27 protein-coding genes are annotated in these 25,747 nt (G+C 66.7%); 21 read left to right on the plus strand and 6 right to left on the minus strand.

Translation table 11 applies throughout. The annotated features are described in order from the left end of the window. Nucleotide 1: 1 nt before the first annotated feature. A complete protein-coding gene (locus tag CUR21_RS14495; RefSeq protein ID WP_100197771.1) occupies nt 2-937 on the minus strand; it encodes a hypothetical protein in 936 nt (311 codons plus the stop codon). 85 nt (nt 938-1,022) lie between these two features. On the opposite strand from CUR21_RS14495, the gene CUR21_RS14500 reads away from it, so the two are divergent. The 11 genes from CUR21_RS14500 to CUR21_RS14550 all read left to right on the plus strand — a co-directional run bounded on the left by CUR21_RS14500 (nt 1,023) and on the right by CUR21_RS14550 (nt 13,939). Then, the gene (locus tag CUR21_RS14500) at nt 1,023-1,244 is read left to right on the plus strand and encodes a WGR domain-containing protein (protein WP_100197891.1); all 222 of its coding nucleotides are present in this window, start codon (nt 1,023-1,025) and stop codon (nt 1,242-1,244) included. Next, nucleotides 1,241-2,290, plus strand: a complete 1,050-nt coding sequence (locus CUR21_RS14505; RefSeq protein WP_100197772.1) for a saccharopine dehydrogenase — start codon at nt 1,241-1,243, stop codon at nt 2,288-2,290. The genes CUR21_RS14500 and CUR21_RS14505 overlap by 4 nt, the downstream gene beginning before the upstream one ends. 12 nt (nt 2,291-2,302) lie before the next feature. Next, nucleotides 2,303-3,454 (plus strand): saccharopine dehydrogenase family protein, encoded by a 1,152-nt coding sequence (locus tag CUR21_RS14510; RefSeq protein WP_100197773.1) that lies wholly within the window; start codon nt 2,303-2,305, stop codon nt 3,452-3,454. A gap of 117 nt (nt 3,455-3,571) precedes the next feature. Beyond that, nucleotides 3,572-5,320 carry a heparinase II/III family protein gene (locus tag CUR21_RS14515; RefSeq protein ID WP_100197774.1) on the plus strand — a complete coding sequence of 583 codons (1,749 nt, stop codon included), beginning with the start codon at nt 3,572-3,574 and terminating at the stop codon, nt 5,318-5,320. Nucleotides 5,321-5,334: 14 nt separating this feature from the next. Beyond that, nucleotides 5,335-6,921, plus strand: coding sequence for a bifunctional phosphoribosylaminoimidazolecarboxamide formyltransferase/IMP cyclohydrolase (gene purH, locus CUR21_RS14520; protein WP_100197775.1), 1,587 nt, complete (start codon nt 5,335-5,337; stop codon nt 6,919-6,921). 4 nt (nt 6,922-6,925) lie between these two features. Continuing rightward, nucleotides 6,926-7,444 (plus strand): signal peptidase II, encoded by a 519-nt coding sequence (gene lspA, locus CUR21_RS14525; RefSeq protein WP_100197776.1) that lies wholly within the window; start codon nt 6,926-6,928, stop codon nt 7,442-7,444. A gap of 52 nt (nt 7,445-7,496) precedes the next feature. Next, nucleotides 7,497-8,012: a DUF3035 domain-containing protein gene (locus tag CUR21_RS14530; protein WP_100197892.1), complete on the plus strand. Its 516-nt coding sequence runs from the start codon at nt 7,497-7,499 to the stop codon at nt 8,010-8,012. 94 nt (nt 8,013-8,106) lie between these two features. Next, entirely contained in the window at nt 8,107-9,576 is a 1,470-nt protein-coding gene (locus CUR21_RS14535; RefSeq protein ID WP_100197777.1) for a pitrilysin family protein, read from the plus strand. Next, nucleotides 9,573-10,889, plus strand: a complete 1,317-nt coding sequence (locus CUR21_RS14540; protein WP_100197778.1) for a pitrilysin family protein — start codon at nt 9,573-9,575, stop codon at nt 10,887-10,889. The genes CUR21_RS14535 and CUR21_RS14540 overlap by 4 nt, the downstream gene beginning before the upstream one ends. 51 nt (nt 10,890-10,940) lie before the next feature. Further along, entirely contained in the window at nt 10,941-12,794 is a 1,854-nt protein-coding gene (mutL, locus tag CUR21_RS14545) for a DNA mismatch repair endonuclease MutL (protein WP_100197779.1), read from the plus strand. Further along, nucleotides 12,791-13,939: a DNA recombination protein RmuC gene (locus CUR21_RS14550; RefSeq protein WP_100197780.1), complete on the plus strand. Its 1,149-nt coding sequence runs from the start codon at nt 12,791-12,793 to the stop codon at nt 13,937-13,939. Before mutL ends, CUR21_RS14550 begins: the two co-directional genes overlap by 4 nt. A gap of 22 nt (nt 13,940-13,961) precedes the next feature. On the opposite strand, the gene CUR21_RS14555 is transcribed toward CUR21_RS14550, so the two are convergent. Both CUR21_RS14555 and CUR21_RS14560 read right to left on the minus strand, forming a co-directional pair. Next, complete coding sequence (locus CUR21_RS14555) at nt 13,962-14,606, minus strand: ChrR family anti-sigma-E factor (RefSeq protein ID WP_100197781.1); 645 nt, start codon at nt 14,604-14,606, stop codon at nt 13,962-13,964. Beyond that, complete coding sequence (locus CUR21_RS14560; protein ID WP_369802537.1) at nt 14,603-15,145, minus strand: sigma-70 family RNA polymerase sigma factor; 543 nt, start codon at nt 15,143-15,145, stop codon at nt 14,603-14,605. Before CUR21_RS14560 ends, CUR21_RS14555 begins: the two co-directional genes overlap by 4 nt. Nucleotides 15,146-15,452: 307 nt before the next feature. Between CUR21_RS14560 and CUR21_RS14565 the strand changes: the two genes are divergently transcribed. The 5 genes from CUR21_RS14565 to CUR21_RS14585 are packed head-to-tail and all read left to right on the plus strand — an operon-like array spanning nt 15,453 to nt 20,074. Further along, nucleotides 15,453-16,745 carry an NAD(P)/FAD-dependent oxidoreductase gene (locus CUR21_RS14565; RefSeq protein WP_100197783.1) on the plus strand — a complete coding sequence of 431 codons (1,293 nt, stop codon included), beginning with the start codon at nt 15,453-15,455 and terminating at the stop codon, nt 16,743-16,745. After that, a complete protein-coding gene (locus CUR21_RS14570) occupies nt 16,742-17,494 on the plus strand; it encodes a DUF1365 domain-containing protein (RefSeq protein WP_100197784.1) in 753 nt (250 codons plus the stop codon). Before CUR21_RS14565 ends, CUR21_RS14570 begins: the two co-directional genes overlap by 4 nt. Further along, nucleotides 17,491-18,753: an MFS transporter gene (locus tag CUR21_RS14575; RefSeq protein ID WP_100197785.1), complete on the plus strand. Its 1,263-nt coding sequence runs from the start codon at nt 17,491-17,493 to the stop codon at nt 18,751-18,753. The genes CUR21_RS14570 and CUR21_RS14575 overlap by 4 nt, the downstream gene beginning before the upstream one ends. Continuing rightward, nucleotides 18,750-19,310, plus strand: a complete 561-nt coding sequence (locus tag CUR21_RS14580) for a DUF3833 domain-containing protein (RefSeq protein WP_100197786.1) — start codon at nt 18,750-18,752, stop codon at nt 19,308-19,310. The genes CUR21_RS14575 and CUR21_RS14580 overlap by 4 nt, the downstream gene beginning before the upstream one ends. Before the next feature lie 23 nt (nt 19,311-19,333). Continuing rightward, a complete protein-coding gene (locus CUR21_RS14585; RefSeq protein ID WP_100197787.1) occupies nt 19,334-20,074 on the plus strand; it encodes an SDR family oxidoreductase in 741 nt (246 codons plus the stop codon). Nucleotides 20,075-20,123: 49 nt separating this feature from the next. On the opposite strand, the gene CUR21_RS14590 is transcribed toward CUR21_RS14585, so the two are convergent. Beyond that, nucleotides 20,124-21,380: an RsmB/NOP family class I SAM-dependent RNA methyltransferase gene (locus CUR21_RS14590; protein WP_100197788.1), complete on the minus strand. Its 1,257-nt coding sequence runs from the start codon at nt 21,378-21,380 to the stop codon at nt 20,124-20,126. A 72-nt stretch (nt 21,381-21,452) separates the two neighbouring features. Here CUR21_RS14590 and CUR21_RS14595 point away from each other — a divergent pair, with 72 nt between their 5' ends. Beyond that, nucleotides 21,453-21,635, plus strand: coding sequence for a DUF1674 domain-containing protein (locus CUR21_RS14595; protein WP_100197789.1), 183 nt, complete (start codon nt 21,453-21,455; stop codon nt 21,633-21,635). Between the two features lie 3 nt (nt 21,636-21,638). Here the strand turns inward: CUR21_RS14595 and CUR21_RS14600 are convergent, their stop codons facing one another. Together CUR21_RS14600 and dapB are read right to left on the minus strand one after the other, a co-directional pair. Next, nucleotides 21,639-22,016 (minus strand): dihydrodipicolinate reductase, encoded by a 378-nt coding sequence (locus tag CUR21_RS14600; protein ID WP_100197790.1) that lies wholly within the window; start codon nt 22,014-22,016, stop codon nt 21,639-21,641. A gap of 75 nt (nt 22,017-22,091) precedes the next feature. Further along, nucleotides 22,092-22,901, minus strand: coding sequence for a 4-hydroxy-tetrahydrodipicolinate reductase (dapB, locus tag CUR21_RS14605; protein ID WP_100197791.1), 810 nt, complete (start codon nt 22,899-22,901; stop codon nt 22,092-22,094). 100 nt (nt 22,902-23,001) lie between these two features. Between dapB and rbfA the strand changes: the two genes are divergently transcribed. The 4 genes from rbfA to CUR21_RS14625 all read left to right on the plus strand — a co-directional run bounded on the left by rbfA (nt 23,002) and on the right by CUR21_RS14625 (nt 25,747). Then, nucleotides 23,002-23,457 carry a 30S ribosome-binding factor RbfA gene (rbfA, locus tag CUR21_RS14610; protein WP_369802534.1) on the plus strand — a complete coding sequence of 152 codons (456 nt, stop codon included), beginning with the start codon at nt 23,002-23,004 and terminating at the stop codon, nt 23,455-23,457. Further along, nucleotides 23,454-24,185 (plus strand): phosphodiester glycosidase family protein, encoded by a 732-nt coding sequence (locus tag CUR21_RS14615; RefSeq protein WP_369802539.1) that lies wholly within the window; start codon nt 23,454-23,456, stop codon nt 24,183-24,185. The genes rbfA and CUR21_RS14615 overlap by 4 nt, the downstream gene beginning before the upstream one ends. A gap of 4 nt (nt 24,186-24,189) precedes the next feature. Next, the gene (gene truB / locus CUR21_RS14620; protein WP_100197794.1) at nt 24,190-25,095 is read left to right on the plus strand and encodes a tRNA pseudouridine(55) synthase TruB; all 906 of its coding nucleotides are present in this window, start codon (nt 24,190-24,192) and stop codon (nt 25,093-25,095) included. A gap of 121 nt (nt 25,096-25,216) precedes the next feature. After that, nucleotides 25,217-25,747, plus strand: a complete 531-nt coding sequence (locus CUR21_RS14625) for a DUF1643 domain-containing protein (protein ID WP_100197795.1) — start codon at nt 25,217-25,219, stop codon at nt 25,745-25,747.

A 25,747-nucleotide genomic window follows, 5' to 3' on the forward strand; every position in this document is an offset into this window, starting at 1 on the left:
CCTAGCCCTTGGAAAGCCCGGTCAGACCATAGCGGGAAACCGTGTCCCAGACTATCCGTTGCAAGGCCAGCGCGGTTTCGGGGGCCAAGGGCGCCATCGGGCTGCCATCGGCGCGGGTCAGATCCTGCGGCAAACCTTCGGGACTGCGCTGATAGATCACCGCGTAATGCGTCAGCGCCATCAGATAGGCGCCGATATCGTTGAAATGAATGGTGTCCACCGCCCCCGCATCGTCGCGCGCGAACAGATCGTCGCGCGTGGTCAGACCCGGCACGCTGCCTGCCTCGATCGCGCGCACCGTGGCCGCCATCACCGGGCCGCCGGGGATGATGTAGATGTCGCCCACCCCCGCCTGCGCCATCGCCCCCGCCAGCACCTCGCCCTGCCACGCCCGCGCGCTGTCGGCATCGATCCGCGCGAGCCAGCCTTCCGGGTCGTCCGTCCGGTGCCATGTCTCATACAGATAGAGCCGCGCATCGGGCCGTGCTGCGCGCGCCCGCGCCGCCCACAGCGCCAGATGCCGCGCGCTGTCGTGATAGCGGATGGCGTCGCGGATCTCGACCATCTCGGTCAGCACCACCACCGGATAATCGCCACTGTCCAGCGCCTCTGCCGCCGGGCGGTGGCGGTCATGCGCGTTCTCGGTGTCGAACCCCGCCACCTCGCCGCGCCAATGGTCCTTCAGGCTGCTGCCCCAGCCCAGCTGGCTGGCATGCTCATGCCCCGCCATCTGCGCCAGCATCGCGGGCATGTCGCGCCCCACCAGCGAATGGCCCAAATGATACACCGCTTGCGGCCCTTCCGGCGCGGCCAGCGGCACCGACAGCCGCGCGGTCAGCGCCTCGGGTGTCAGGGGCTTGGCCATCCGCCCTTGCCACCACCACCACAGCCCTGCTGCCAAGGCCACAACCACCAGTGCAACGATCCCTGCGCGCATCGCTTTCCCTCTGTTTCCCGCTGACATATCTGATAACTCTTGCCTCGAAAGACCAGATGGAGGCCCTCTTTTGCTGACCTTTCTCATGACGCGCGCATCGCAGCCCCGGGCTCGTTTCTACCGGGTCGAAGTCGCCTATAACCTTTTTGGGGAATATTCGGTGATCCGCGAATGGGGGCCAAGGGGCGCCGCCGGGCAGCATCTTCTGGTCTGGTTCTCGAACCTGCGCGATGCCTGCGCCGCCGCTGACCGCTGGCGCAAACGGGCGATGCAGCGCGGCTATGTCAGCGAAGGAACAACTGTATGACACATCTTTGGGTCCGGGCCGAACAGCGCCCGAATGAGGAACGCGTGGGCCTGACGCCCGAAGGCGCCGCCGCATTGGTGCAGGCCGGGCTGCGGGTGACGGTCGAGAACTCCTCGGTCCGGGCCATTCCGATTCAGGGCTATGTGCAGGCCGGGGTCGAGATTGCCGAGGAAAACAGCTGGCCACAGGCCCCCGCCGATGCGATCATCTTTGGCCTCAAGGAACTGCCCGAAGACGGCACCCCGCTGCCGCACCGCCACATCATGTTCGGCCATGCCTATAAGGGCCAGCCTGCGGGGCGTGACCTGCTCAAGCGGTTCAAGGCAGGCGGCGGCACGCTCTATGATCTGGAATATCTGGTGAATGAAGACGGCCGCCGCGTCGCCGCCTTTGGCTATTGGGCGGGCTATGCCGGGGCCGCCGTGGCGCTGAAAACATGGGCCGCGCAACAGCGGGGCGGATTGGTCGGGCCGGTGTCGAAATATCCGGGCCGTCAGGCGCTGCTAAAGGATCTCGCGCAGGATATGCACGCCATGCTGCGTCCTCGGGCCATCGTCATTGGTGCCTTGGGCCGTGTGGGCACCGGCGCCAGCGACCTGTGCGAAGCCTTGGGCGTCACCGTCACCAAATGGGACATGGCGGAAACCGCGCATGGCGGCCCGTTCCCGGAAGTCCTCCAGCATGAGATCTTCCTCAACTGCATCCTCGCCCGTCCCGGCTGCCCGGTCTTTGTGCCCGCCAGCGCCAAGACCGACGCGCGCGCGCTCACGGTGATCGGCGATATCGCCTGTGATCCCACCTCGGATTTCTCGCCGATCAAGGTCTATGACCGCGCCACCGATTGGGCCGCGCCCGCCTTGCGCGTGGCCGACAATCCGCCGCTGGATGTAACCGCCATCGACAACCTGCCCTCGCTTCTGCCGGTGGAAAGCAGCGAGGATTACGCAGCCCAGCTTCTCCCCAGCCTGCTGACACTGACCGCACTGGATGCGGGTGTCTGGGGGCGGGCAAAGGCGGAATACGACCGCCACATCGCAACTGTCTAAGGGAATACGGATATGACGATTCATTGGTGCGGCACCGGCCTGTCCTCGGTCCCCGGCCTGCGGCGGCTGATCGACGGCGGCCACAAGGTGGTGGTGTGGAACCGCACAGTCGACAAGGCGCGCGAAGTGGTGGGCGACATCGCCACCGATATCCGCGCCTTTTCGATGCAGGCGCTTGCCGATGCGCTGCAACCGGGTGACATCGCCGTCTCGATGCTCCCCGCCGATCAGCATGTGCCGATCGCGCAACTCTGCCTCGACAAAGGGGCGAACTTCGTGTCCTCGAGCTACATCGCGCCGGAAATGCGCGCCCTGGATGCCGCGTTCCGCGACATGGGTCTGGTTTCCCTGAACGAAATCGGCCTTGACCCCGGCATCGACCACCTGATGGCGCATGATCTGGTGGCCCGCTACCGCGCCAGCCCCGCCTATCATGCCGATAACGTGCTCAGCTTCACCAGCTATTGCGGCGGCGTGCCCAAGGAACCCAACGCCTTCCGCTACAAGTTCTCTTGGGCCCCGGCAGGCGTGCTCAAGGCCCTGCGCTCGCCCTCGCGCTCGGTGCGCAACTTCTCGGAACTGCGCGTGAGCCGCCCTTGGGATGCGATCACCGCCTATGACGCGCCGCTGCCCAGCCCGGAATCCTTCGAGGTCTACCCCAACCGTGACAGCCTGCCGTTTGTGGCCGATTACCGCTTTGATCCGGCATGGAAGCTGCGCGATTTCGTGCGCGGCACCATCCGCCTGAACGGCTGGGCCGAGGCTTGGGCCCCGATCTTTGCCGAGATCGAAGGTCTGGAAGGCGCCACGCCGGCCGAGGTGGACGCCGCCCTGACCGCCCGCGCCACGGCGCTGCTGAAGGACAATTCCTACGCCCCGGACGAGCCTGACCGGGTGGTGCTGTTCGTCAGCCTCAAGGCCGAGCGGGATGGCCAGCCGGTGTTCCACGAGACATGGGCGATGGATGCCGCAGGCGATGCACGCGGCACTGCCATGGGGCGCCTTGTCTCGGTGCCGGTGTCCTTGGGTGTCGAGGCCGTGGCCGCACGGCACATCCCCGCCGGTGTGCAGGCCGCCTCGCATGATCCCAAGCTGATCGCGCTTTGGATGGATCAGGTGCAGGGTCTGGTGCAATACCTCGAACGGGTCGACCATCTGGCCTGACCGCGCTGATGCCGGGGGGGGGCGCTGTTCTAGCTGCGTGACAGGCCCCCCGCGCTTGGGCTATGCTTGGCCCTGACAAGCACCGGGAATCCGGGCGGGCAGGGCGGGCAAGACCTCATGGCGACACAACGCGCAACACAGGGCAGCTTCCGCGCCAGCGGTTTGCGTGTGCGTCTGGCCGTGTGGCAGGCCGCGCGCGGCCCGGTGGCCGAAGGCTTCACTTCTTCCCCCGAACCCCGCTCCATCGGCCTTTTTGCGCGCGGGCGGCAGTTGGTGGCGGGAAATTTCCTGTTCGCGGGCCATCTGGTCGAAGCGCCCGGCACCAGCCTGTGGGACATCGCCCCCCCCGATGCCGATTTCGCCACCGAAATGCAGGGCTTTGGCTGGCTGGATGATCTGGCGGCCTTGGGCGATGCGCAGGCCCGCCAGCGCGCCCAAAGCTGGACGCAAGACTGGATCGCCCGCTATGGCGCAGGCAAGGGTCCGGGCTGGACGCCCGATCTGACCGGGCGGCGGGTGATCCGCTGGATTCACCACGCGCTCTTTCTGCTCAATGGCGCCGACAGCCCGGCGACGCAGGCCTATTACCGGGTGCTCACCACCCAAACCCGGTATCTTGCACGCCACTGGGCGCGCTCGGCCCCCGGCCTGCCGCGCTTCGAGGCGCTGACAGGGCTGGTCTATGCGGGCCTGTCGCTGATCGGGATGGGCGCGCTCGTTGCCCCCGCCGTCGCCGCGCTGTCGGCCGAAGCGCGGGCCGAAATCGACGCAGGCGGCGGCATCGCCACCCGCAACCCCGAAGAACTGCTCGAAGTCTTTACGCTGCTCAACTGGGCCGCGCAGGCGCTGTCCGAGTCGGGCCACCCTGTGCCCGCCGATCAGTTGGACGCGATTGAACGCATCGCGCCCACCTTGCGCGCCCTGCGCCATGCCGATGGCGGGCTCGCGCGCTTTCACGGCGGCGGCAAGGGCGCCGAAGGGCGGCTGGATCAGGCGCTGGCCACCGCAGGCATCCGCCCGCACAAGGCGCTGGGCCATGGCAATGCTCCGGCCATGGGCTTTGTGCGTCTGTCCGCCGGGCGCACCTCGATCTTGCTTGATGCTGCCGCCCCGCCGGGCGGGCGCGCGGGCGGCTCGGCCCATGCCTCGACCCTTGCCATGGAAGTCACCTCCGGGCGCAGGCCGCTGGTCGTCAACTGTGGGTCGGGCGGGCCTTTTGGCACCGAATGGCGCATGGCCGGGCGGGCCACGCCCTCGCATTCCACGCTTTGCATCGATGGCGTCTCGTCCTCGCGCTTTGGCCCGGCGTCGGGCGTTGTGTTGCAGGAACGCGCTGCCGTTCTGACCCTGCGCCAGCAGGCCACCGCCGATGGGGCCGCCCTGCATGCCGCCCATGACGGTTGGGCGCAGACCCATGGGCTGACCCATGCCCGCGATCTGGCGCTGTCATCCGATGGTCGCCATATCGCCGGAACCGACACGCTGATCTCGCTCAACCCCCAAGGACGGGCGCGGTTTGAACGGGTGCTGGCCGCCACCGGCTTGCAGGGGGTGCCGTTTTCCATCCGCTTCCACCTGCACCCCGACACCGATTCGACACTCGACATGGGGGGCAACGCTGTTTCAGTTGCCTTGAAGTCGGGGGAAATCTGGGTGTTCCGCCACAGCAGCACCGCCAAACTGGCGCTGGAGCCTTCGGTCTATCTGGAACGCGGGCGGCTGAAGCCGCGTGCGACCAAACAGATCGTGCTTTCTGGGCACGCTGCCGAGATTGAAACCCGTATCGGCTGGACCTTGGCCAAAGCACAGGATACTCCGCTGGCCATCCGCGATCTGGACCGCGATGATCCCCCGGTCCCCCTCTGACCAAAGGGCTGCCCATGACCAATCTCGTCCCCATCGGCCGCGCGCTGATTTCCGTTTCCGACAAATCCGGCCTGCTTGATCTGGCCCGCGCCTTGCATGGCATGGGGGTGGAACTCATCTCCACCGGCGGCACCTCGGGGATGCTGCGCACCGCGGGCTTGCCCGTGCGCGATGTGTCGGATGTGACGGGATTTCCCGAAATGATGGATGGGCGGGTCAAAACGCTGCATCCCTTGGTGCACGGCGGGTTGCTGGCCTTGCGCGATGATGACGAACATTTGGTCGCCATGGCCGCCCATGGGATCGAGCCGATTGATCTGTTGATCGTGAATCTCTACCCCTTTGAAGAAACCGTCGCCAAAGGGGCCGACCACGCCACCTGCATCGAGAATATCGACATCGGCGGTCCTGCCATGATCCGCGCGGCGGCCAAGAACCACAAGTTTGTGGCGGTGGTGACAGACCCCGCCGATTACGCGCCGCTTCTGGATCAGCTCAAGGCGCAGGATGGCGCAACCAGCCTTGCCTTCCGGCAAAAGCTCGCGCTGTCGGCCTATGCCAAGACCGCCGCCTATGACACCGCCGTCAGCACCTGGATGGCGGGCGAGATCAAGGAAAAGGCCCCGCGCAACCGATCGGTCGCCGGGAAACTGGCGCAAACCCTGCGCTATGGCGAAAACCCGCATCAGCAGGCCGCGTTCTACACCGACGGGTCGAAGCGCGAAGGCGTGGCCACCGCGCGGCAGTGGCAAGGCAAAGAGCTGTCCTACAACAACATCAATGACACTGATGCTGCGTTTGAACTGGTGGCCGAGTTTGCCGGCGCCGGCCCGGCCTGCGCCATCATCAAACACGCCAACCCCTGCGGCGTGGGGCAGGGGGGCAGCCTGAAAGACGCCTATTTGCGCGCCTATCACTGCGACCAGACCAGCGCCTTTGGCGGCATCGTCGCGCTGAACCAGCCGCTGGACGCCGAAACCGCCGAAGAGATCGTCAAGATCTTCACCGAAGTCGTCATCGCCCCGGGCGCGAGCGACGAGGCAAAGGCGATCTTTGCCGCCAAGAAAAATCTGCGCCTGCTCACCACCGCTGGCCTGCCTGATCCGCGCGCGGCGGGCCTTGCCTTCAAGCAGGTCTCGGGCGGGATGCTGGTGCAAGACCGCGACAATGGCTGGCTGAACCCCGCCGATCTGAAGGTCATCACCAAACGCGCGCCGACAGAGGCCGAACTGGCCGATCTTCTGTTCGCTTGGAAAGTGGCCAAGCACGTCAAGTCCAATGCCATCGTCTACGTCAAGGACGGCGCCACCGTGGGCGTCGGCGCCGGACAGATGAGCCGGGTCGACAGCACGCGCATCGCCGCCCGCAAGGCGCAGGACATGGCCGAGGCGCTGGGCCTTGCGCAACCGCTCACCATCGGCTCGGCCGTGGCCTCGGACGCCTTCTTCCCCTTTCCCGACGGGCTCCTGACCGTGGCCGAGGCCGGGGCGACGGCGGTGATCCAGCCGGGCGGCAGCATGAATGACGCGGCGGTGATCGCGGCTGCGGATGAGGCCGGGCTTGCCATGGTCTTCACCGGCATGCGCCATTTCCGGCACTGATCCCATGCGCACCGCTGCCCTCACCGCGATTGTCACCTTCGTTCTGGATCAGGTCAGCAAACTGGCCGTGGTCCAAGGCCTGAACCTGATCGAACGCGGCGTGATCGAGGTGGTGCCGCCGTTTCTTGTGTTCCGCATGGCGTGGAACCGGGGCATCAACTTTGGCCTTCTGGCCAATGATGCCGATCTGGTGCGCTGGGGGCTTGTGGTGGTGTCGCTGGCGATCTCGGCTTGGGTGTGGGTCTGGGTCCGGCGCGAAAATCCGGGCCGCTGGGCGCAAATCTCGGCGGGCCTGCTGGTCGGGGGCGCCTTGGGCAATGTGATCGACCGCGTGATCTATGGCGCGGTCGCCGATTTCCTGAACATGTCCTGCTGCGGCGTTGAAAACCCCTATGCCTTCAACGTGGCCGACATCGCCATCTTTGCCGGGGCGGCGGGGCTGGTGCTGTTCACGGGCGGCGGCACCAAGGGCGGCGGCAAGGACAAACCGCCCTCGCGCGCCGCGCGCCGAAAGACCCCGTGACGCGGGGCATGGATTGCGTTAAGACGGGGCAACGGACTTGGTGGAGGCGATGATGCAGACAGCTCGGATAATCCTCGCGGTAAGCTGCGCGGCGCTTCTGGCTGGCTGCGGCAATGGCGGTGACGGGCCGCAGCTCATGAACATCCGCTCCACCACCGCCGGGCCGGACGAATTCGGCATCCTGCCGCCCAAGCCGCTGGAAATGCCCACGGATCTGGCGCAACTGCCCGAACCCACCCCGGGCGGCACCAATCGCACCGATCCCACGCCTGAAGCCGATGCCATCCTTGCGCTGGGCGGAAATCCGGGGGCAGGGGCGGGGCTGGATGCGGGTCTGGTCGCGCATGTCACCCGCTTTGGCGTGGCACCGGGCATCCGGCAAACCGTGGCCTCCGAAGATCTGCAATGGCGGCGCGACAACAACGGCCGCGTGCTGGAACGCCTGTTCAACGTGAACGTCTATTACCGCGCCTATGAAGATCAGGCGCTGGATCAGCAGGCCGAGCTGGGCCGCTGGCGGCAACGCGGCGTGCGCACGCCTTCTGCCCCGCCCCCCCCGGCCGAGTGATCGGCAAACCTTTGGTCACATTGGCGTAGGCGGGGCTTGCACCCCGCGCCGCAGGGCGTAGCTTTGTCGGGCAACGATCAAGGATTTCCCCGCAATGCTGCCCCGGACCCTGTCGCGCTCCCTTGCGTTCTGCCTGCTTACCGCTGCGCCCGCACTGGCGCAGGATGTCACCAGCTTTCAGCTTGAGAACGGCTTGGATGTGGTGGTGATCGAAGATCACCGCGCCCCCGCCGTGACCCAGATGGTCTGGTATCGCACCGGCGCCGCGGATGAGGCGCCGGGCCGCTCCGGCATCGCGCATTTTCTGGAACACCTGATGTTCAAGGGCACCGAAACCCTTGCGCCGGGTGAATTCTCCGCCACGGTCGAGGCGCAGGGCGGCAATGACAACGCCTTCACCAGCTGGGATTACACCGCCTATTTCCAGCGCGTCGCCGCCGACCGGCTGGACCTGATGATGAAGCTGGAAGCCGACCGGATGCGCAATCTGCAAATCTCGGAAGATGACATCACCACCGAACGGGCCGTCATCATCGAAGAGCGCAAGCAGCGCACCGAAAGCAGCCCCGCCGCGCTGTTGCAAGAACAGATGCGCGCCGCGCAGTTCCTGAACCACCCCTACGGCATCCCGATCATCGGCTGGAAGCACGAGATGGAACAGCTCAGCCGTCAGGATGCGCTGGACCATTACGCCCGCTTCTACGCGCCCAACAACGCCATTCTGGTGGTGGCCGGCGATGTCACGCCCGAGGCCGTGCGCGAGATGGCGCAAACCCATTACGGCCCGCTGGCGCCGTCGGATGCGATCACCCCGCGCCTCCGCCCGGCCGAGCCGCCGCAACTGGCCGAACGCCGCCTGACGCTGTCGGATGCGCGGGTGTCCGAACCCTATGTCCTGCGCACCTATCTTGCGCCCGAACGCAACCCCGGCGATCAGGCACAGGCCGCCGCGCTCTCCATTCTGGCCGAGCTTCTGGGCGGGTCGGGGCAAACCTCGCTGTTTGCCCAAGATCTGCAATTCGGCCCCGATCCGGTGGCGGTGTTCTCTTCGGCCTATTACGACGGCACCGCGCTGGACCATGCCACTTTCGGCCTTGTCGTGGTCCCGGTCCCCGGTGTCGATCTGGCCACCGCCGAGGCCGCGATGGACGCGGTGATCGCCAAGTTCATCGAAACCGGCCCCGATCCGGATGATTTCGCGCGCATCAAAACCCAGATCCGCGCCGATCAGATCTATGCGCGTGACAACAGCGATGGCCTTGCCCGCCGCTATGGCGAGGCGCTGGCCGTGGGCCTGAGCGTGCAGGATGTGCAGGATTGGCCTGCCGTGCTGGACGCCGTCACCGCCGAACAGGTGCAACAGGCCGCGCGGGACGTGCTCAACCGCAATGCCGCTGTCACCGGCTGGCTGATGCCCGCCGCCGAACCTGCCGCCGAATCTTCGGCCGACTCTTCCGCCGACTCTGCCCCCGCATCTGGCGCGCAACCTGCCGCCGAAGCCGCGCCCGCGCCACAGGCGCCCGCCGAACCCGTCGACTCCCCCCTGCCGGAGGCTGCCGAATGAACATCCTGCGCACTGCGGCCTTGCTTCTGGCCTTTGCCCTTCCCGCCCATGCTGAGATCGAGATCCAGACCGTCACCTCGCCCGGCGGAATCACCGCTTGGCTGGCCCCGGAACCCGGCATTCCCTTCACCGCGCTGGAAGTCCGCTTTCGCGGCGGCACCTCGCTCGATGCCGAAGGCAAGCGCGGCGCGGTCAATCTGATGACCGCGCTGATCGAAGAGGGGACGGGCGATCTTGATTCCGTCGGCTTTGCCCGCGCCCGCGATTCGCTGGCCGCCGCCTACAGCTTCTCCTCGGATCAGGACAGCCTTGGCGTCTCGGCCCGCTTTCTGACCGAAAACCGCGATGCGGCGGTCGATCTCTTGCGCCGCGCCCTGACCGAGCCGCGCTTTGACCAAGACGCGATTGACCGTGTGCGCGGCCAAGTGCTGGCGGGCCTGCGGCAGGATGCCAAGGACCCCGGCACCTTGGCCAGCCAGCGTCTGCGCGCCATGGCCTTTGGCGACCACCCCTATGCCACCAGCGGCGATGGCACCCTCGAGTCGGTCACGGCGCTTTCGCGCGAAGATATCCTTGCCGCCCACCGCGCCACCCTTGCCCGCGACCGCGTGTATGTGGCGGCGGCAGGCGATATCACCGCCGAAGAGCTTGGCCCCTTGCTGGATACCCTGCTGGGCGGCTTGCCCGAAACCGGGGCGCCCCTCGTGGACCGTGCGCCGATGAACCTGACAGGCGGCATTACCGTGCAGGACTTTCCCGGCCCGCAAGCCACCGTGCTGTTCGGCCATCAGGGCATCAAGCGCGATGACCCAGATTTCTTCGCGGCCTCGATCCTGAATGAAATCTTGGGCGGCGGCCGCTTTTCCGCCCGCCTGATGACAGAGGTGCGCGACCGCCGGGGCCTGACCTATGGCATCGGCAGCTATCTGGTCGGCTATGATCAGGCCGAATTGCTGATGGGTCAGTTCTCTTCGGCCAATGCCACCGTGGGGCAGGCGATCGAGGTGATCCGCGACGAATGGCGCAAGATTGCCACCGAAGGCGTCAGCGCCGAAGATCTGGAGCGGACAAAGACCTATCTCACCGGCAGCTATCCGCTGCGCTTTGACGGCAACACGCCGATTGCCTCCATGCTGGTCGGGATGCAGATGATCGGCCTTGACCCCGATTATCCCAAAACCCGCAATGCCAAGGTCGAGGCGGTGACGCTGGAGGATGTCAAACGCGTGGCCGCCACCTTGTTCCGCGAAGGCGACCTGCGCTTTGTCGTGGTGGGCCAACCCGAAGGCGTCACCTCCACCGACGGGCCGTAAGGGGCTGCGAATCTGTGGCCCTCCCGCGTGTGGGGTGCTAGACTTGGGGGTATGAACATTCCGACCCCCAATATATCCACAGATCGGCCAGAGGCTGGCTCTGACACGCGCCCCATCATCCGCCCGCTGGACGAGGCGGCGATCAACCGCATCGCCGCCGGTGAAGTGGTGGAACGCCCGGCCTCGGCGGTCAAGGAGTTGGTGGAAAACGCGCTCGATGCCGGGGCCACCCGCATCGCGGTGGATTTCGCCGATGGCGGAAAGACCCTGATCCGCGTCACCGATGATGGCTGCGGCATGACCGCCGCCGATCTGCCGCTGGCCATCGCCCGCCATGCCACTTCCAAGATCGACGGGTCGGACCTGCTCAACATCCACAGCTTCGGCTTCCGGGGCGAGGCGCTGGCCTCGCTTGGCTCGGTCGGGCGGCTGACCCTCACGTCCCGGGCCCAAGGCCATGACGCGGCGCAGATCACCGTGGCCGGGGGCCGCATGGCCGAGGTGCGCCCCGCCGCGCTGACGCGGGGCACCGTGGTCGAACTGCGCGATCTGTTCTATGCCACGCCCGCGCGGCTGAAGTTCCTGCGCACCGACCGCGCCGAAGCGCAGGCGATTGCCGAGGTGCTGCGCCGCCTCGCCATGGCCGAGCCGCATGTGGGCTTCACGCTGACCGATACCACCGGGGGCGACAGCCGCATCCTGTTCCGCGCCGATCCGCAATCGGGCGATTTCTTCGATGCGCTGCACGGGCGGCTGACCCGCATTCTGGGCGCGGATTTCACCCAGAACGCCCTGCGCATCGACATTCCGCGCGACGGGCTGCACCTCACGGGCTATGCCGCGCTGCCCACCTATTCGCGCGGCTCGGGCGCGCAGCAATTCGTCTTCGTCAATGGCCGCCCGGTGCTGGACAAGCTGCTGCTTGGTGCGCTGCGGGTGGCCTATTACGATTTCCTCTCGCGCGACCGGCACCCGGCGGCGGTGCTCAACCTGATCTGCGATCCGCAGCGGGTGGATGTGAACGTCCACCCCGCCAAGGCCGAGGTGCGCTTTCGCGAACCCGATGCCGCGCGCAGCCTCATCATCAGCGGCTTGCGCACCGCGCTGTCGGGCGCGGGTCATCGCGCCTCGTCGACCGTGGCCGATGAAACCCTCGCCGCCTTTCGTCCGGAACGCCCGGCCTATCTGCCCGATCGCCCGTCACAAGCCAGCCTCCACCGCGCCTTCGCCTTTCAGGCGCCCGCCGTCGCTGCCCCGACCTTCGCCGAAGCCCCCGCCGCCCGGCTGGAAGAGCGCAGCGTGGCAAGCGATGACAGCGCGGTCAGCCATCCGCTTGGCGCCGCCCGCGCGCAGGTGCATGAAAACTACATCATCGCCCAAACCGAAACCGGCATCGTCATCGTCGACCAGCATGCCGCGCATGAGCGCCTTGTCTACGAACGCCTCAAACGCCAGATGGCCGAGTCCGGGATCACCGCACAGGCGCTTCTGATCCCCGAAATCATCGAGCTTTCGCCCACCGATGCCGCCCGCCTGCTCGACGCCGCGCCCGCGCTGGCCGAAATCGGCCTGCGCGTCGAACCCTTTGGCGGCAGCGCCATTGCCGTGCGCGAAACCCCGGCCATCCTTGGCACCGTCAACGCCGCAGCCCTTGTCCGCGACGTGCTCGACGAACTTACCGAAGCGGGCCACAGCACCAACATCCGCGCCCGGATCGACGCCGTGCTCTCGCGCATGGCCTGCCACGGCTCCATCCGCTCGGGCCGCCAGATGCGCGCCGAGGAAATGAACGCGCTCCTGCGCGAGATGGAGGCAACGCCCCACTCTGGCCAATGCAACCATGGCCGCCCAACCTATGTGGAACTCAAGCTCCACGACATCGAACGGCTGTTCGGCCGCAGATGATCACCCTCTTCGGCCAAACCTTCGCCCCCACCGACCCCGAGGTTCTGCTCTTGGGCGGCATCCTCTTGCTGCTCTTGGTCTTCCTCGCCCTCATCCTGCGCGCGGCCGGGCGCTCGGCCACCTTGGCCGCCCCGGTGATGCGCGAATTGGGCTGGCTCAGCCAGCGGGTGCAGCAATTGGGCGATGGGCAGGAACGCCTTGCCGGTGGTCTGCACCATGTCTCCGAAGCGCAGGCCCATAGTCAAAGCGCCATGCTGCAAGTGATGGAACAGCGCCTTGCAGAGGTGTCCCGCCAGATGACCGAGTCGCTGCACGGCACCTCCACCCGCACCGCCCGCTCTTTGGGCGAATTGCAGCAGCGGCTGCAAACCATCGACCGCGCGCAGGCCAATATCGAAAAGCTTTCGGGCAATGTGCTCTCGTTGCAGGACATCCTGTCCAACAAGCAAACCCGTGGCGCCTTTGGCGAGATCCAGTTGCATGACATCGTGCAAAAGGCCCTGCCGCGCGATTCTTACACGATGCAGGCCACGCTTTCGAACAACCGCCGCGCCGATTGCCTGATCCACCTGCCGCAACCGCCCGGCCCCTTGGTGATTGACGCGAAGTTTCCGCTCGAAGCCTATGAGGCCTTGCGCCGCGCCGAAACCCCGCGTCAGGCGCAAGAGGCCGCCAGCTTGCTGCGCGGCGCCGTGCGCCAGCACATCCGTGCGATTTCCGAAAAATACATCGTCGAGGGCGAAACCGCCGATGGCGCGCTGATGTTCCTGCCGTCCGAGGCGGTCTATGCCGAATTGCACGCCAACTTCCCCGATGTGGTGCGCGAAGGCTTTGCTGCCAAGGTCTGGATCGTGTCGCCCACCACCTGCATGGCCACGCTCAACACCATGCGCGCCGTGCTGAAAGATGCGCGGATGCGCGAACAGGCAGGGGCGATCCGCAAGGAACTGGCGCTCCTCTATGCCGATGTCGATCGGCTGGGCACACGGGTGGAAAACCTTGACCGCCATTTCGGACAGGCGGCCAAGGATCTGGAAGAAATCAAGATCAGCTCGGAAAAGGCCACCAAACGCGCCCGGCGGCTTGACAATTTCGATTTCGAGGAAATCGCCACCCCGGTCATCCCGTCGCGCGCGGCAGAATGACCCGGCCGATAAGCCCCGCGCGTCAGATTCGGAAGAAGGGCTGTGCCAGACGCGGCAACAGCGCGTTGAACTTCAGCGCCCCTTGCGTGGCGGCCAGACAGATGCAATCCGCCCCCGCTTCGGCCACGGGCGTATGCTCGACCGAGGCATCGGCAATTTCAATGTCGCCGCGTCCGAAGCGGTCCGCCTCATCGCGGAAAGCGCCTTGCAGCACCAGCGTCAGCTCGACCCCGCGATGGCCATGGTCAGGCATCGCCGCCCCCGCCGGGATATACAGCAAACGGGCCGAAGCCCCCTTGTCCCCCGTGGGCAAGATCGCCTGCCGCACCCCCATGCCAAGGGCGCGCCATTTCACCGCCTCCAGCCCGCCGCCGACATAATCCAGCACCGGCGCCGGAAGCACCCGGTCGGTCCGTGGCCGCAGCGGGGCGGTCATCTGCGTCAGCCCGTCAATCCGCGCCAGACAGGCCGCCAGACTGCCCTCGTCCATCTCGCAGGTGCTGTCTTCGATCACCGCGCCGCCCAGCGCGTCAAAGGCCATCGACCGTGCGCGGCATTCGTCACACAGCGACAGATGTGCCGCGATCACAAGGTTGAACGCCTCGGGCAGATCTGCTGCCGCATAGGCCATCAACAATTCATCCGACAGGTGGTGCTTGATCGTCATTTTTCGGGTGCCTTCACGTCCATCTGATGGCGCAACCGGTCCAGCGCCAGCCGTATCCGCGATTTGATCGTGCCAAGGGGCAATCCGGTTTCGGCGGCAATCTCGCTGTGCGAGAGGTCACCGAAATAGGCCCGTTCGATCAACGCGCGCTGTTTCAAGGGCAGCTGGGACAAAGCCTCGCCCAGCCGTTGGGTTTCCTGCTGTGCCTCGAACACCTCGGCCTGATCAGGTTCAGGCTCTGGCCCCCAAGGCAGATCTTCCGGCTCGGGACGGCGCGATTTGCGCAGCGCGTCGATCCGTCGGTTGCGGGCGATGGTGAACACCCAAGTGGCCACCGACGCCCGTTCGGCGTCAAACAGGCGCGCCTTTTGCCACAGCGTTGCCATGACGTCTTGCGCACATTCCTCGGCCAGCGCCTCGGTGGCGCCGGATTTCATCAAGAAGGCTTTCACGCGGGGCGCGAAATGCCGGAACAACGCAGCAAAAGCGGCCCTGTCCTGATGGTCACGCACCCGGAACACCAAGGCCGACCAATCCATCTGCTCTGCTTCCGCTGCCACGCGCAGGTTCCCTTTCTTCCGGCCCGCACGGGCCCGACCCGCAGCATAAAGCTGTGGCGGCACAGGCGCATCCGGTTTCTCGGGGCTCATGGCATCGAACATCATACCCTGTCTACGCGCCAGAACACCGGTCGGATCACATTTTGCACAATTGCGGTGAAAAATCTGCCATGACGCAGAGGAGCCGCCAAGCTGCCTTGTGGGAAACCTGTCAGGGAACCCTGACAAGTGATCCAGTTCCCAGCCGTCGCGCGTATACTGCCAAACCGTCAAAGAAAGCCGACCCATGCCGTTTGAGACTCCCGCCGCCGCTTCCCGCCGTATCGCTGTCATTGGGGGGGGCATCTCGGGCATGTCCGCCGCGCATATGCTGGCCGACACGCATCAGGTGGTGCTTTACGAATCCGAACCGCGTCTGGGGGGGCATGCGCGCACCGTGATGGCGGGCAAGCGCGGCGATCAACCGGTCGACACCGGCTTTATCGTCTTCAACCATGTGAATTACCCGCATCTGGTAAAGCTCTTTGAAAAGCTCGAGGTGCCCACCGCCGAAAGCTCCATGAGCTTTGGCGCCAGCCTTGATGGCGGGCGCATCGAATATGCGCTGGCCAGCCTTGATACGCTCTTTGCCCAGCGCAAGAACCTCATGAACCCCAAGTTCATCGGCATGATCCGCGACATCCTGCGGTTCAACAAGAACGCGGTCCGCGTGGCGCAGCCGGGCATGACCATCCGCGATCTGCTGGCGGCACTCGGCACCGGCGATTACTTCCGCGACTATTACATCACCCCGTTTTCCGGCGCGATCTGGTCCACCCCCACCAAGGGCATTCTGGATTTCCCTGCCGATGCGATGATCCGCTTTTTCGACAATCACCGGCTTCTCCACACCGAAGGCCAGCACCAGTGGTACACGGTGCGCGGCGGCTCGGTGCAATATGTGCAGCGCCTTCAGGCCGCGCTGACGCGCCAAGGCGTGGATCTGCGCCTTGGCAGCCCGGTGGCGGGCGTGCGCCGCGAAGGCGGCATGGCGCAGGTGCGCGCCCATGGCGGCGAATGGGAGGCGTTTGACGAGGTGATCTTTGCCACCCATTCCGACGATGCGCTGGCCCTTCTGTCCGACGCCACCGCCGCCGAGCGGGCCACCTTGGGCGCGGTGCGCTATCAGCCGAACGAAGCCGTGCTGCATTGCGACGAGTCGCTGATGCCGCGCCTGCGCAAGACATGGTCCAGCTGGGCCTATGTCGAACCCAAGGGCGGCCCCGGCGAACGGATCGACCTGACCTATTGGATGAACAGCCTGCAACCGATCCCGCAGGATGATCTGCATTTCGTCACCCTCAACAGCAACCGCGCCATCCGCGAAGACCGCATCTATGACAGCGTGACCTTCCGCCACCCCGTCTACGATGCCCCGGCACTTGCCGCGCAAGAGGCGATCCGCCGCACAAATGGCACCGATGCCACATGGTTCTGCGGGGCATGGATGAAGAACGGCTTCCACGAAGACGGCATCGGCAGCGCGGTGGATGTGGTCGAGGCGCTGCGTCACCGCGAAGCCATGGGCGTGCCCGCATGACGGTGGACCTGATCCACGGCGAAACCTTTCACGGCCGCAAGGGCGCCGTGCGCAACAGCTTTCGCTACACCGTGGATTATGTGGCGCTGGATGCCGAGGCACCCGTGCGCGGCCCCGGCCTGTTCTCGCGCAATGCCCGCAACCTGACGGCACTTTGGGACGCCGATCATGGCGGCGCGCCGGGGCAGGGCCGGGGCGCGCCTTGGGTGCGTGAGGTGCTGGCCGGCCACGGCCTTGCCGCGCCCGCCCGCATCCTGCTGATGGCGCAGCCGCGCATTCTGGGCCATGTGTTCAACCCGGTGTCCTTCTGGCTCTGCTATGATGCGTCCGGCGCCTTGCGCAGCGCGATTGCCGAGGTGACCAACACCTATGGCGACCGCCACGCCTATCTGATCCACCACTCCGATCAGGCCCCCATCACCCGCGAAGACACGCTGACCGCGCGCAAGATCTTTTACGTCTCGCCCTTTCAGCCCATCGCCGGAAGCTACCGCTTCCGCTTTGACGTGACCGACGCCCGCATCGGCATCTGGATCGACTACACCACCGAAGGCGGCGGGCTGTTCACCAACCTCACCGGGCCGCGCGTGCCGCTGACCAATGCCGCCATCCTGCGCGCCTGCCTGCGCCGCCCCTTTGGCTCGCGCCGGGTGCTGGCGCTGATCCACTGGCAGGCGCTGAAACTGGCGCTCAAGGGGGTGAAGTTCCGCACCCGCCCCGCGCCCCCGGCGGAAGACGTCAGCCGATGACCCGCGCCACCGCCCCCCTTTGGCCATGGTCGCTCTTTGCCGCGATGATCGCGGTGGCGGGCCTGCCCATCTACATCCACGCGCCCAAGTTCTACGTGGACAACTACGGCACCAGCCTTGCGGCGCTTGGCTTCACGCTTGCCGCCCTGCGCCTTGTGGATGTGGTGCAAGACCCGGCCTTGGGCTGGCTGGCCGAGGCCGGGCGGCGCCATCGTGCGCTGATGGTCTGGGCGGCGGCGGCGGTGATGGCGGTGGCGATGATCGGGCTTTTCGCCATAGCGCCGCCTTTCGCGCCGCTTGTGTGGTTCGCGCTCACGCTCGCGCTGCTGTTCAGCGGCTTTTCCTTCCTCACCATCCTCTTCTACGCCCAAGGCGTGGACAAGGCGGCCGAGCTTGGCCCCGATGGCCACCTGCGGCTGGCGGGCTGGCGTGAAACCGGCGCGCTTTTGGGCGTCTGCCTCGCCGCTGTGGCCCCGGTAGCCTTGGGCGCGCTGATGCCGCAGCCCTTCACCGGTTTCGCCATCGGCTTTGCGCTGCTGGCGCTGGCCGCCACCCTCTCGATGCGCCACGCCTGGACCGCGCCCGCCGCCGCCGCCGCCCCGTCCGAGGCAGACACCGCCAGCCTCGCGCTCTTCCGCCACGTCCTGTCCGACCCGCTCGCCCGCCGCCTCCTCCTGATCGCGGCGCTCAACGCGGCCCCCGTCGCCGTCACCTCCACGCTCTTCCTGTTCTTCGTCGAAAGCCGCCTGAACGCGCCGGGCTTCGAAGGCCCGCTGCTTTTGCTGTTCTTCCTGTCTGCCGCCGCCGCCGCCCCGGTCTGGAGCCGCGCCGCCGCCCGTTTCGGGGCCAAGCGCAGCCTGCTGGCCGCCATGGCGCTTGCCATCGCCGCCTTCCTCTGGGCCGTCACCCTTGGCACCGGCGATACGCTGGCCTTTGCGCTGATCTGCGCGGCCTCGGGCGCGGCGCTGGGGGCCGACCTCACGCTGCTGCCCGCCCTCTTTTCCCGTCGCCTTGCTCACCTTGGCCGGGGGGAGGGCGCGGCCTTCGGCCTGTGGTCCTTCATGTCGAAACTCTCGCTCGCACTGGCGGCGGCCACCCTGCTGCCCGCGCTTGCCGCCGCCGGCTTCACCCCCGGTCCCCAGAACACCGAGTCGGCGCTGTGGGCCTTGTCGCTGTTTTACGCGGCCTTGCCTTGCGCGCTCAAACTGCTTGCCATGGCCCTTCTGGCCACCACCCAAACCGACGAGGCCCGGACATGACGTCTTTCGCCTTCCTGCTGATCGGCATGCTGCTGACACTTTCTTTGCTGGCCCTGTCGAAACGCTTCATTGGCTTTCGCGCGCAGCGCCCGGCCGATCTGGCCAGTCGTGGCCCGCGCTTTGATCCGCGCCAGCATCTCAACGGTCCCATTCTTTGCGAAGGGGTCATTTACGGCCCGACAGGCCGCGTCACCTCACGCTTTGTCGCCGATATGACCGGCAGTTGGGATGGCAACACCGGCACGCTCAGCGAACGGTTCCGCTATGACAGCGGCGCGGTGCAAGACCGGTGCTGGACCTTGCGGCTTGGCAATGACGGCAGCATCCGCGCCGAAGCCGCCGATGTGGTGGGCGCCGGGCATGGGCAGGCCGAAGGCCCCGCCGTGCAGATGCGCTATCGCATAAAACTTGACGCAGATGCCGGTGGACATGAACTTGATGTGACCGACTGGATGTATCTGATGGAAAACGGAACCATCCTGAACCGCAGCCAGTTTACAAAGTTCGGGGTGACCGTTGCCGAGCTGGTTGCCACAATGCGCAAAGTGCCGGGCTGACCCGGATCAAGGAGACACAGACGATGAGAGAGTGGACAGGAAAACGCTATTGGCTGGTGGGCGCGTCAGAAGGGCTGGGCTTGGCTCTGGCCCAGATGATCTCGCGCGCGGGGGCCGAGGTGATTCTGTCCGCCCGCTCGCAGGACCGTCTGGATGCGGCGGTCGCCAGCCTTGCCGGCAAGGGCCGCGCCGTGGTCTGCGATGTGGCCGACCGCGCCTCGGTCGAGGCGGCGGCGGCAGAGGTGGGGCCGGTGGATGGGGTGGTCTATCTTGCCGGGGTCTATTGGCCGACCAAGGCGCAAGAATGGAACGCCGAACAGGTCGAAGCGATGTGTGATGTCAACTTCACCGGCTGCGCCCGCGTGATCGGTGCAGTGCTGCCCGGCATGGTGGCGCGTGGGGCAGGGCATGTGGTCATCACCGGCTCCCTGTCGGGCTTCCGGGGCTTGCCCGGGTCCATCGGCTATACCGCCTCCAAGGCGGGGGTGATGTCGCTGGCGGAATGCCTTTATGCCGATCTGCGCGACACCGGGGTCGAGGTGCAGGTGGCCAACCCCGGCTTCATCCGCACCCGTCTGACCGACAAGAACGAATTCACGATGCCCTTCCTGATGGAACCGCAGGGCGCGGCGCAGGAAATGTTTGAGCATATGAACAGCGACACGTTCAAGAAAAGCTTTCCACTGGTGTTTTCTTGGGTGTTCCGTCTGTCGCAATTCCTGCCGGATTGGGCCTATTACCGACTGTTCGCACCGCGCAAGTAACCTCGCCGCGCGCAGAGCGCCCGCAAGGGCGTGATCTGCGCGCCTCTGATCAGTTCGGCGCGCGTAGCAAGGCGATGAAGAACCCGTCCATCCCGCCCCAGTAATCGGGCCGCAACCGCAGCCCGCCTTGCGGTGTCACCCAGTCGGTCGGCAGCCAAGGCGCGGCGGGTGGCTCCACGCGCAGGTCGGGGTGCCGCTGCAAGGCCGCCGTCAATTGCGCTTCGCCTTCCGCAGGCAACAGCGAGCAGGTGCAATAGGCCAGCAGCCCCCCCGGCTTCAGCCAGCCCAGCGCCCGGTCCAGAAGCTGCGCCTGAAGCGCCACCAGCCCTGCCACCTCAGACCCGTCCTTGATATGCTGCAAATCCGGGTGCCGCCGCAGCGTCCCGCTGGCCGAACAGGGCGCGTCCAGCAGGATGGCGTCGAACGGCGCTTCGGGTTGCCAGTGCAGCGCATCCGCCACCACCATCTGCGCGGTCAGCCCCGTGCGCGCCAGATTCTCCTCCACCCGCGCCATGCGCGGCCCCGAGATGTCCAGCGCCGTCACCTCGGCCCCGGCATCCGCCAGTTGCAGCGTCTTGCCCCCCGGCGCTGCGCAGACATCCAGCACCCGCGCGCCGGGCTGCACCGCCATCAGCCGCACCGCCATCGCCGCTGCTGCGTCCTGCACCCACCAGTCGCCGCTGGCATAGCCCGGCGCTTGCGTGATCTGGCCCGGATGCGTCAGCCGGATGCTGCCCGAGGGCAACACCGCGCCGTCGGGCACCGCCACAGCGCCCGCCTTGGGCGTGATGTCCAAGGGCGGCACCTCGGCCTGCACCGCCTCGATCGCCGCCACCACCTCGCGCCCATAGGCATGCACCAGCGGTTGCCGGATCCAACGCGGCATCTGCGGCGCGGGCAGGGCGGCCAGATCCACCGGATCGGGCAGCGCGCGCAGCACCGCATTCACCAGCCCCGACAGATGCGTGGTGCGCTTGCCCCGCCGCGCAAGCCCCACCGCCTCGTTCACCACCCCATGCGCCGCCGCACCTTCCGACCGCTCGTAAACCGCCAGCCGCAGGATGTTCAGCACAGCCAAAGGTGGCGCCTTGCGCAACAAGGGCCGCAGCACCCGGTCGATCCGCTCCAGCTGGCGCAACACCTGCGTCGCCAGCCGCTCGGCCCGCGCGCGGTCCGGCCCCGCGAGCGCCCCGAAAGCCTCGCCGCGCTGCGTCACCTGCGACAGCATCATACCTTCGCCCAATACGGCGTTCAAAATGCCCACGGCGGCACTGCGTGCGGTCACGCTCTCGGGTCCGGCCTTCATCCTGTGGCATCCTCGTGTCTTGTCTCGCTGGCCAGACGCCGTATATCAAACCCGACCCACAGGAAAGCCGCCATGACCGACAGCGCCGAAACCCCCGATCTTCCTCCCGCCGCCCAACGCGCCCTTGCCGAAGCAGCAGAGCGGCGGCGGCAGGCCGAAGAAATGACGCTCCCGCGCGAACTGGGCGGCCGCAAAGGCCCCGAACCCGTCCGCTATGGCGATTGGGAGAAGAAAGGCCTCGCGATCGACTTCTAGGCTTCAGCGCAGCCGGAACGATGCGCTTTGCCCCGCGCCCTTGTCCGAGGTAAAGCGCAACCGGCTGGCATCCACCACCTCGACCAGCTGGCAATTATAGGGCACCGCATAGCCGCTCCAGTCGATGTCACGGCAGAAATAGCCATCCTGCCATGTCCAGTTGCCGGTGATCCCCCACCCCAGCGCCGATCCGGTGATCTTGCCATCCGGCGTCACCCGCAGCGTCAGGTTATACAACCCGATCCGCAATTCGCGGTCTTTCACCAGCGACAGGAAGGCCGCCTTGTCACGCACCGGCCCCGCCGGATTGGCCATGGCAAGGGCAGGCAAGACAAACACAGGCAGCGCAGACAGAAACAGGGCAAGAATAACACGGCGCATGGGAACCTCTCACGCTGGATGTGCCCTTATACGCAGCCCGCGCGCCGTCGGTTCACTTGCGCCGCCGAAGTCTTGCTAAAGCCCCAGCACATCCATCATGTCATACTGGCCGGGCTTCTGATCCTGCCCCCACAGCACTGCCCGCAAGGCCCCGCGCGCAAAGATGGCGCGGTCGGTCGCCAGATGGCGCAGCACGATGCGCTCGCCATCGGCGGCAAAGATCACATCATGCTCCCCCACCACATCGCCGCCGCGAATCGCGGAAAAGCCGATGCTGCCGCGCGCCCGCGCGCCGGTGATGCCGTCGCGACCCGACACCATCGCCGCGTCCAGCGCCACGCCGCGCCCCTGCGCCGCCGCCTCCCCCAGCATCAGCGCGGTGCCCGACGGCGCATCCACCTTCATCCGGTGATGCGCCTCCACCACCTCGATGTCCCAATCGGCGTCCAGCGCCTGCGCCACCTTTTGCGTCAGCCGCACCAGCAGGTTGACGCCCAGACTCATGTTCCCCGCCCGCACGATCACCGCATGACGCGCCGCCGCCTCGATCGCCGCGATATGCGCGGGCTCCAGCCCGGTGGTGCCGATCACATGCACCGCCCGCGCCTGCGCCGCCAGCGCGGCAAACTCCACCGTTGCGGCGGGCGCGGTGAAATCGATCACGCCTTGCGCTTGCGCAAACACCTCCAGCGGGTCATCCGTCACCTTGACCCCAAGGGCGGCCCCGCCCATGCATTCGCCCACATCGCGGCCCAGCCAGCCATGCCCCGGACGCTCCAACGCGCCCACCAGCCGCGCCTTGCCTGATCCCGCAATCGTGCGGATCAGCATTTGCCCCATCCGGCCCGAAGCCCCGGTGACCACAATTCCCGGCAGGTTCTGCATGGCGTTTTCCCCTTTGCTCAGCTGCTGTCCTGTAGCGCGTTGCCGCGCGGCGCAAAAGCCCGCCGTTGCGGGGCGGGCAAAAACAGCTTACATGGCCTGCATGTCGAACAAACGCACCTCCTCGGGCGATGGCCCCCATCAACGCCAGCTTCGGGTTGGCGAACTCATCCGCCGCACATTGTCGGATGTGCTCAACCGCGCCGAGATCCATGATCCCGACCTGAACCGCATGTCCATCACTGTGGGCGAGGTGTCGTGTTCCACCGATCTCAAGGTTGCCACCGTCTATGTGATGCCGCTGATGGGCTCGGTCCCGGTGGAAGAGGCGATTGCCGCGCTGGCCCGCAACAAGGCCGAGCTGCGCCACCGCGTCGCTTCGCAGCTGACGCTGAAATACGCGCCCGACTTGCGCTTTCGCCCGGATGAAACCTTTGATCGTCTGGATGAAACCCGCCGCCTCTTTGCCGATCCGCGCGTGATCAAGGATCTGGAGGCGTCCGAGGGCGATGCCGATGCGGAGGACGACGCCGACACCCCGCCCGGTGGGACCGCCTGAAGATGCTGCGCCTTGCCGCTCTTTTCGCGCTCCTGTTGCCGCAGGTGGCGGCGGCAAACCCGTGCCAGACCGTCAGCTTTGAAGACATCAGCTTCACCACCTGCGAGGTGGGCGTAGAGGAGGATCTGCGCCTGTTCCACTCTGGCCCTTCGGGCGTGCTGGGCAGTTTCAGCGCGGTGAACAGCCAGTTGGCGGCCGAAGGCAAGACGCTGGGCTTTGCGATGAATGCTGGCATGTATCACGCCAACCGCGCCCCGGTGGGCCTGCTGATCGATCAGGGGGTCGAACAGTCCGAACTGGTCACCGCCGAAGGGCCGGGCAATTTCGGCCTGCTGCCCAATGGCGTCTTCTGCATCGGGGAGCGGTTTTCGGTGGTGGAAAGCCGCGCCTTTGCGCAAAACCCGCCCGCCTGCCGCTTTGCCAGCCAGTCGGGACCGATGCTGGTGATCGGCGGAGCGTTGCACCCGCGCCTGATCCCCGACAGCGACAGCACCTATATCCGCAACGGGGTGGGGGTCAGTGCCGATGGCCGCCGCGCGGTCTTTGTCATCTCGAATGGCCGGGTGAACTTTCACCGCTTTGCCCGCTTTTTCCGCGATGCGCTGGGCCTGCCGGATGCGCTGTATTTCGATGGCAAGATCTCGCGGCTTTATGCGCCCGCGATCCGCCGCAATGATCTTGGCTTTGCCATGGGGCCGATCGTCGGCACCGTCGTCAACAAGGACTAAACCAATGGGCCGTGTGAAAAAGGGCCGGGCCGTCTCCGGCTGGGTCATCATCGACAAACCGGCGGGGGTGGGGTCGACCACCGTGGTGAACAAGGTGAAATGGGCGTTTCAGGCGCAAAAGGCAGGCCATGCCGGCACGCTCGACCCCGATGCCACCGGGGTTCTGGCGATTGCGCTGGGGGAGGCCACCAAGACGGTGCCTTATGTCACCGATGGGCTGAAATGCTATCACTTCCGCGTGGCCTTCGGCGCTGCCACCAGCAGCGACGACGCCTCGGGCGCTGTGCTGGAAACCCGCGATCAGCGGCCTTCGGATGCGCAGATCGAGGCGGCGCTTGCAGGCTTTCGCGGCGAGATCCTGCAAGTGCCGCCGCAGGTGTCGGCGGTCAAGGTGGATGGCGAGCGCGCCTATGATCTGGCCCGTGAGGGGGTCGAGATGGACCTTGTCGCGCGCCCCTTGTGGGTGGAGCGGCTGGAGGTGCTGGGCCGCCCCGATGCCGACCATGTCGATCTGGAAATGGTCTGCGGCAAGGGCGGCTATGTGCGCTCTGTCGCGCGGGATCTGGGGCAGGCGCTGGGCTGCCTCGGCCATGTCGCCTGGCTGCGCCGCACCTGGTCGGGGCCGTTCGAGGCCGAAGGGGCGGCGACGCTGGACGAGATCGAGCGTCTGGCCCGCAGCGAAGAGATCGACGCCCTGCTGCGCCCGCTGGAACTGGGCCTGACCGACCTGCCCGAACTGCCCGCCACCCCCGAAGGCGCCGCGCGGCTGCGCAACGGCAATCCGGGGATGGTGCTTGCCTCCAGCGTGGACTGGGGCGACGAGGCTTGGGCCAGCCACCAAGGCCGCGCGGTGGCGGTGGGGGTTTACAAGGCCGGGGAGCTGCACCCGAGCCGGGTGTTCAACCTGTAACGTCGGGCCGCCGCGCGGGGCATCGAGCCCCGCCCGGCGGCATTGCCATGGCGGCGGTCTGCGCCGGTGGTCTGGGCTGTGGCGTCGGAGCCTCCGGCGGGAGTATTTGGGAAAGGTGCAAATGCAGGCGGCTGAAGGGCAGGTGGTGCGCCAGCACCAGAAGGGGGATGCGGCGTCGGAAGCGGTGTATTCGCCCTGCGAGGTCTATCGCTATCTGCTGACGCGGATCTGGGACGGGGCAGGGGCGCGGGCCTTGTTCGTGATGCTGAACCCCTCTACCGCGACCGAGGCGCAGAATGACCCGACGGTGGAGCGCTGTGAGCGCCGCGCCCGGGCCTTGGGCTTTGGCGGGTTTCGGGTGGTGAACATCTTTGCCTTTCGTGCAACCGATCCGCGGGTGATGCGGGCGGCGGCAGACCCGGTGGGGCCGGGCAATGATGCGGCGATTTTGGGTTCGGTGCAGGCCTGGCAGCCGGATCAGGTGATCTGTGCTTGGGGCACGCATGGGGCGCATCTGGGGCGCGGCGATGCGGTGGCCGGCATGCTGCGCGGCACCGGGGTGCCGCTGTGGCATCTGGGGCTGACGGCGGCGGGCCAGCCCAAGCATCCGCTCTACATCGGCTACGCCCAGCAGCCGCAGCTTTGGGCCTAG

The organism is Pseudorhodobacter sp. MZDSW-24AT, from assembly GCF_002794355.1.
Classification (GTDB): Bacteria; Pseudomonadota; Alphaproteobacteria; order Rhodobacterales; family Rhodobacteraceae; genus Pseudotabrizicola.

Coding starts and splice junctions, on each gene's coding strand:
- CUR21_RS14495 (WP_100197771.1), bottom strand. CDS start 937: ATGCGCGCAGGGATCGTTGCACTGGTGGTTGTGGCCTTGGCAGCAGGG.
- CUR21_RS14500 (WP_100197891.1), top strand. CDS start 1,023: ATGACGCGCGCATCGCAGCCCCGGGCTCGTTTCTACCGGGTCGAAGTC.
- CUR21_RS14505 (WP_100197772.1), top strand. CDS start 1,241: ATGACACATCTTTGGGTCCGGGCCGAACAGCGCCCGAATGAGGAACGC.
- CUR21_RS14510 (WP_100197773.1), top strand. CDS start 2,303: ATGACGATTCATTGGTGCGGCACCGGCCTGTCCTCGGTCCCCGGCCTG.
- CUR21_RS14515 (WP_100197774.1), top strand. CDS start 3,572: ATGGCGACACAACGCGCAACACAGGGCAGCTTCCGCGCCAGCGGTTTG.
- purH (WP_100197775.1), top strand. CDS start 5,335: ATGACCAATCTCGTCCCCATCGGCCGCGCGCTGATTTCCGTTTCCGAC.
- lspA (WP_100197776.1), top strand. CDS start 6,926: ATGCGCACCGCTGCCCTCACCGCGATTGTCACCTTCGTTCTGGATCAG.
- CUR21_RS14530 (WP_100197892.1), top strand. CDS start 7,497: ATGCAGACAGCTCGGATAATCCTCGCGGTAAGCTGCGCGGCGCTTCTG.
- CUR21_RS14535 (WP_100197777.1), top strand. CDS start 8,107: ATGCTGCCCCGGACCCTGTCGCGCTCCCTTGCGTTCTGCCTGCTTACC.
- CUR21_RS14540 (WP_100197778.1), top strand. CDS start 9,573: ATGAACATCCTGCGCACTGCGGCCTTGCTTCTGGCCTTTGCCCTTCCC.
- mutL (WP_100197779.1), top strand. CDS start 10,941: ATGAACATTCCGACCCCCAATATATCCACAGATCGGCCAGAGGCTGGC.
- CUR21_RS14550 (WP_100197780.1), top strand. CDS start 12,791: ATGATCACCCTCTTCGGCCAAACCTTCGCCCCCACCGACCCCGAGGTT.
- CUR21_RS14555 (WP_100197781.1), bottom strand. CDS start 14,606: ATGACGATCAAGCACCACCTGTCGGATGAATTGTTGATGGCCTATGCG.
- CUR21_RS14560 (WP_369802537.1), bottom strand. CDS start 15,145: ATGGATTGGTCGGCCTTGGTGTTCCGGGTGCGTGACCATCAGGACAGG.
- CUR21_RS14565 (WP_100197783.1), top strand. CDS start 15,453: ATGCCGTTTGAGACTCCCGCCGCCGCTTCCCGCCGTATCGCTGTCATT.
- CUR21_RS14570 (WP_100197784.1), top strand. CDS start 16,742: ATGACGGTGGACCTGATCCACGGCGAAACCTTTCACGGCCGCAAGGGC.
- CUR21_RS14575 (WP_100197785.1), top strand. CDS start 17,491: ATGACCCGCGCCACCGCCCCCCTTTGGCCATGGTCGCTCTTTGCCGCG.
- CUR21_RS14580 (WP_100197786.1), top strand. CDS start 18,750: ATGACGTCTTTCGCCTTCCTGCTGATCGGCATGCTGCTGACACTTTCT.
- CUR21_RS14585 (WP_100197787.1), top strand. CDS start 19,334: ATGAGAGAGTGGACAGGAAAACGCTATTGGCTGGTGGGCGCGTCAGAA.
- CUR21_RS14590 (WP_100197788.1), bottom strand. CDS start 21,380: ATGAAGGCCGGACCCGAGAGCGTGACCGCACGCAGTGCCGCCGTGGGC.
- CUR21_RS14595 (WP_100197789.1), top strand. CDS start 21,453: ATGACCGACAGCGCCGAAACCCCCGATCTTCCTCCCGCCGCCCAACGC.
- CUR21_RS14600 (WP_100197790.1), bottom strand. CDS start 22,016: ATGCGCCGTGTTATTCTTGCCCTGTTTCTGTCTGCGCTGCCTGTGTTT.
- dapB (WP_100197791.1), bottom strand. CDS start 22,901: ATGCAGAACCTGCCGGGAATTGTGGTCACCGGGGCTTCGGGCCGGATG.
- rbfA (WP_369802534.1), top strand. CDS start 23,002: ATGTCGAACAAACGCACCTCCTCGGGCGATGGCCCCCATCAACGCCAG.
- truB (WP_100197794.1), top strand. CDS start 24,190: ATGGGCCGTGTGAAAAAGGGCCGGGCCGTCTCCGGCTGGGTCATCATC.
- CUR21_RS14625 (WP_100197795.1), top strand. CDS start 25,217: ATGCAGGCGGCTGAAGGGCAGGTGGTGCGCCAGCACCAGAAGGGGGAT.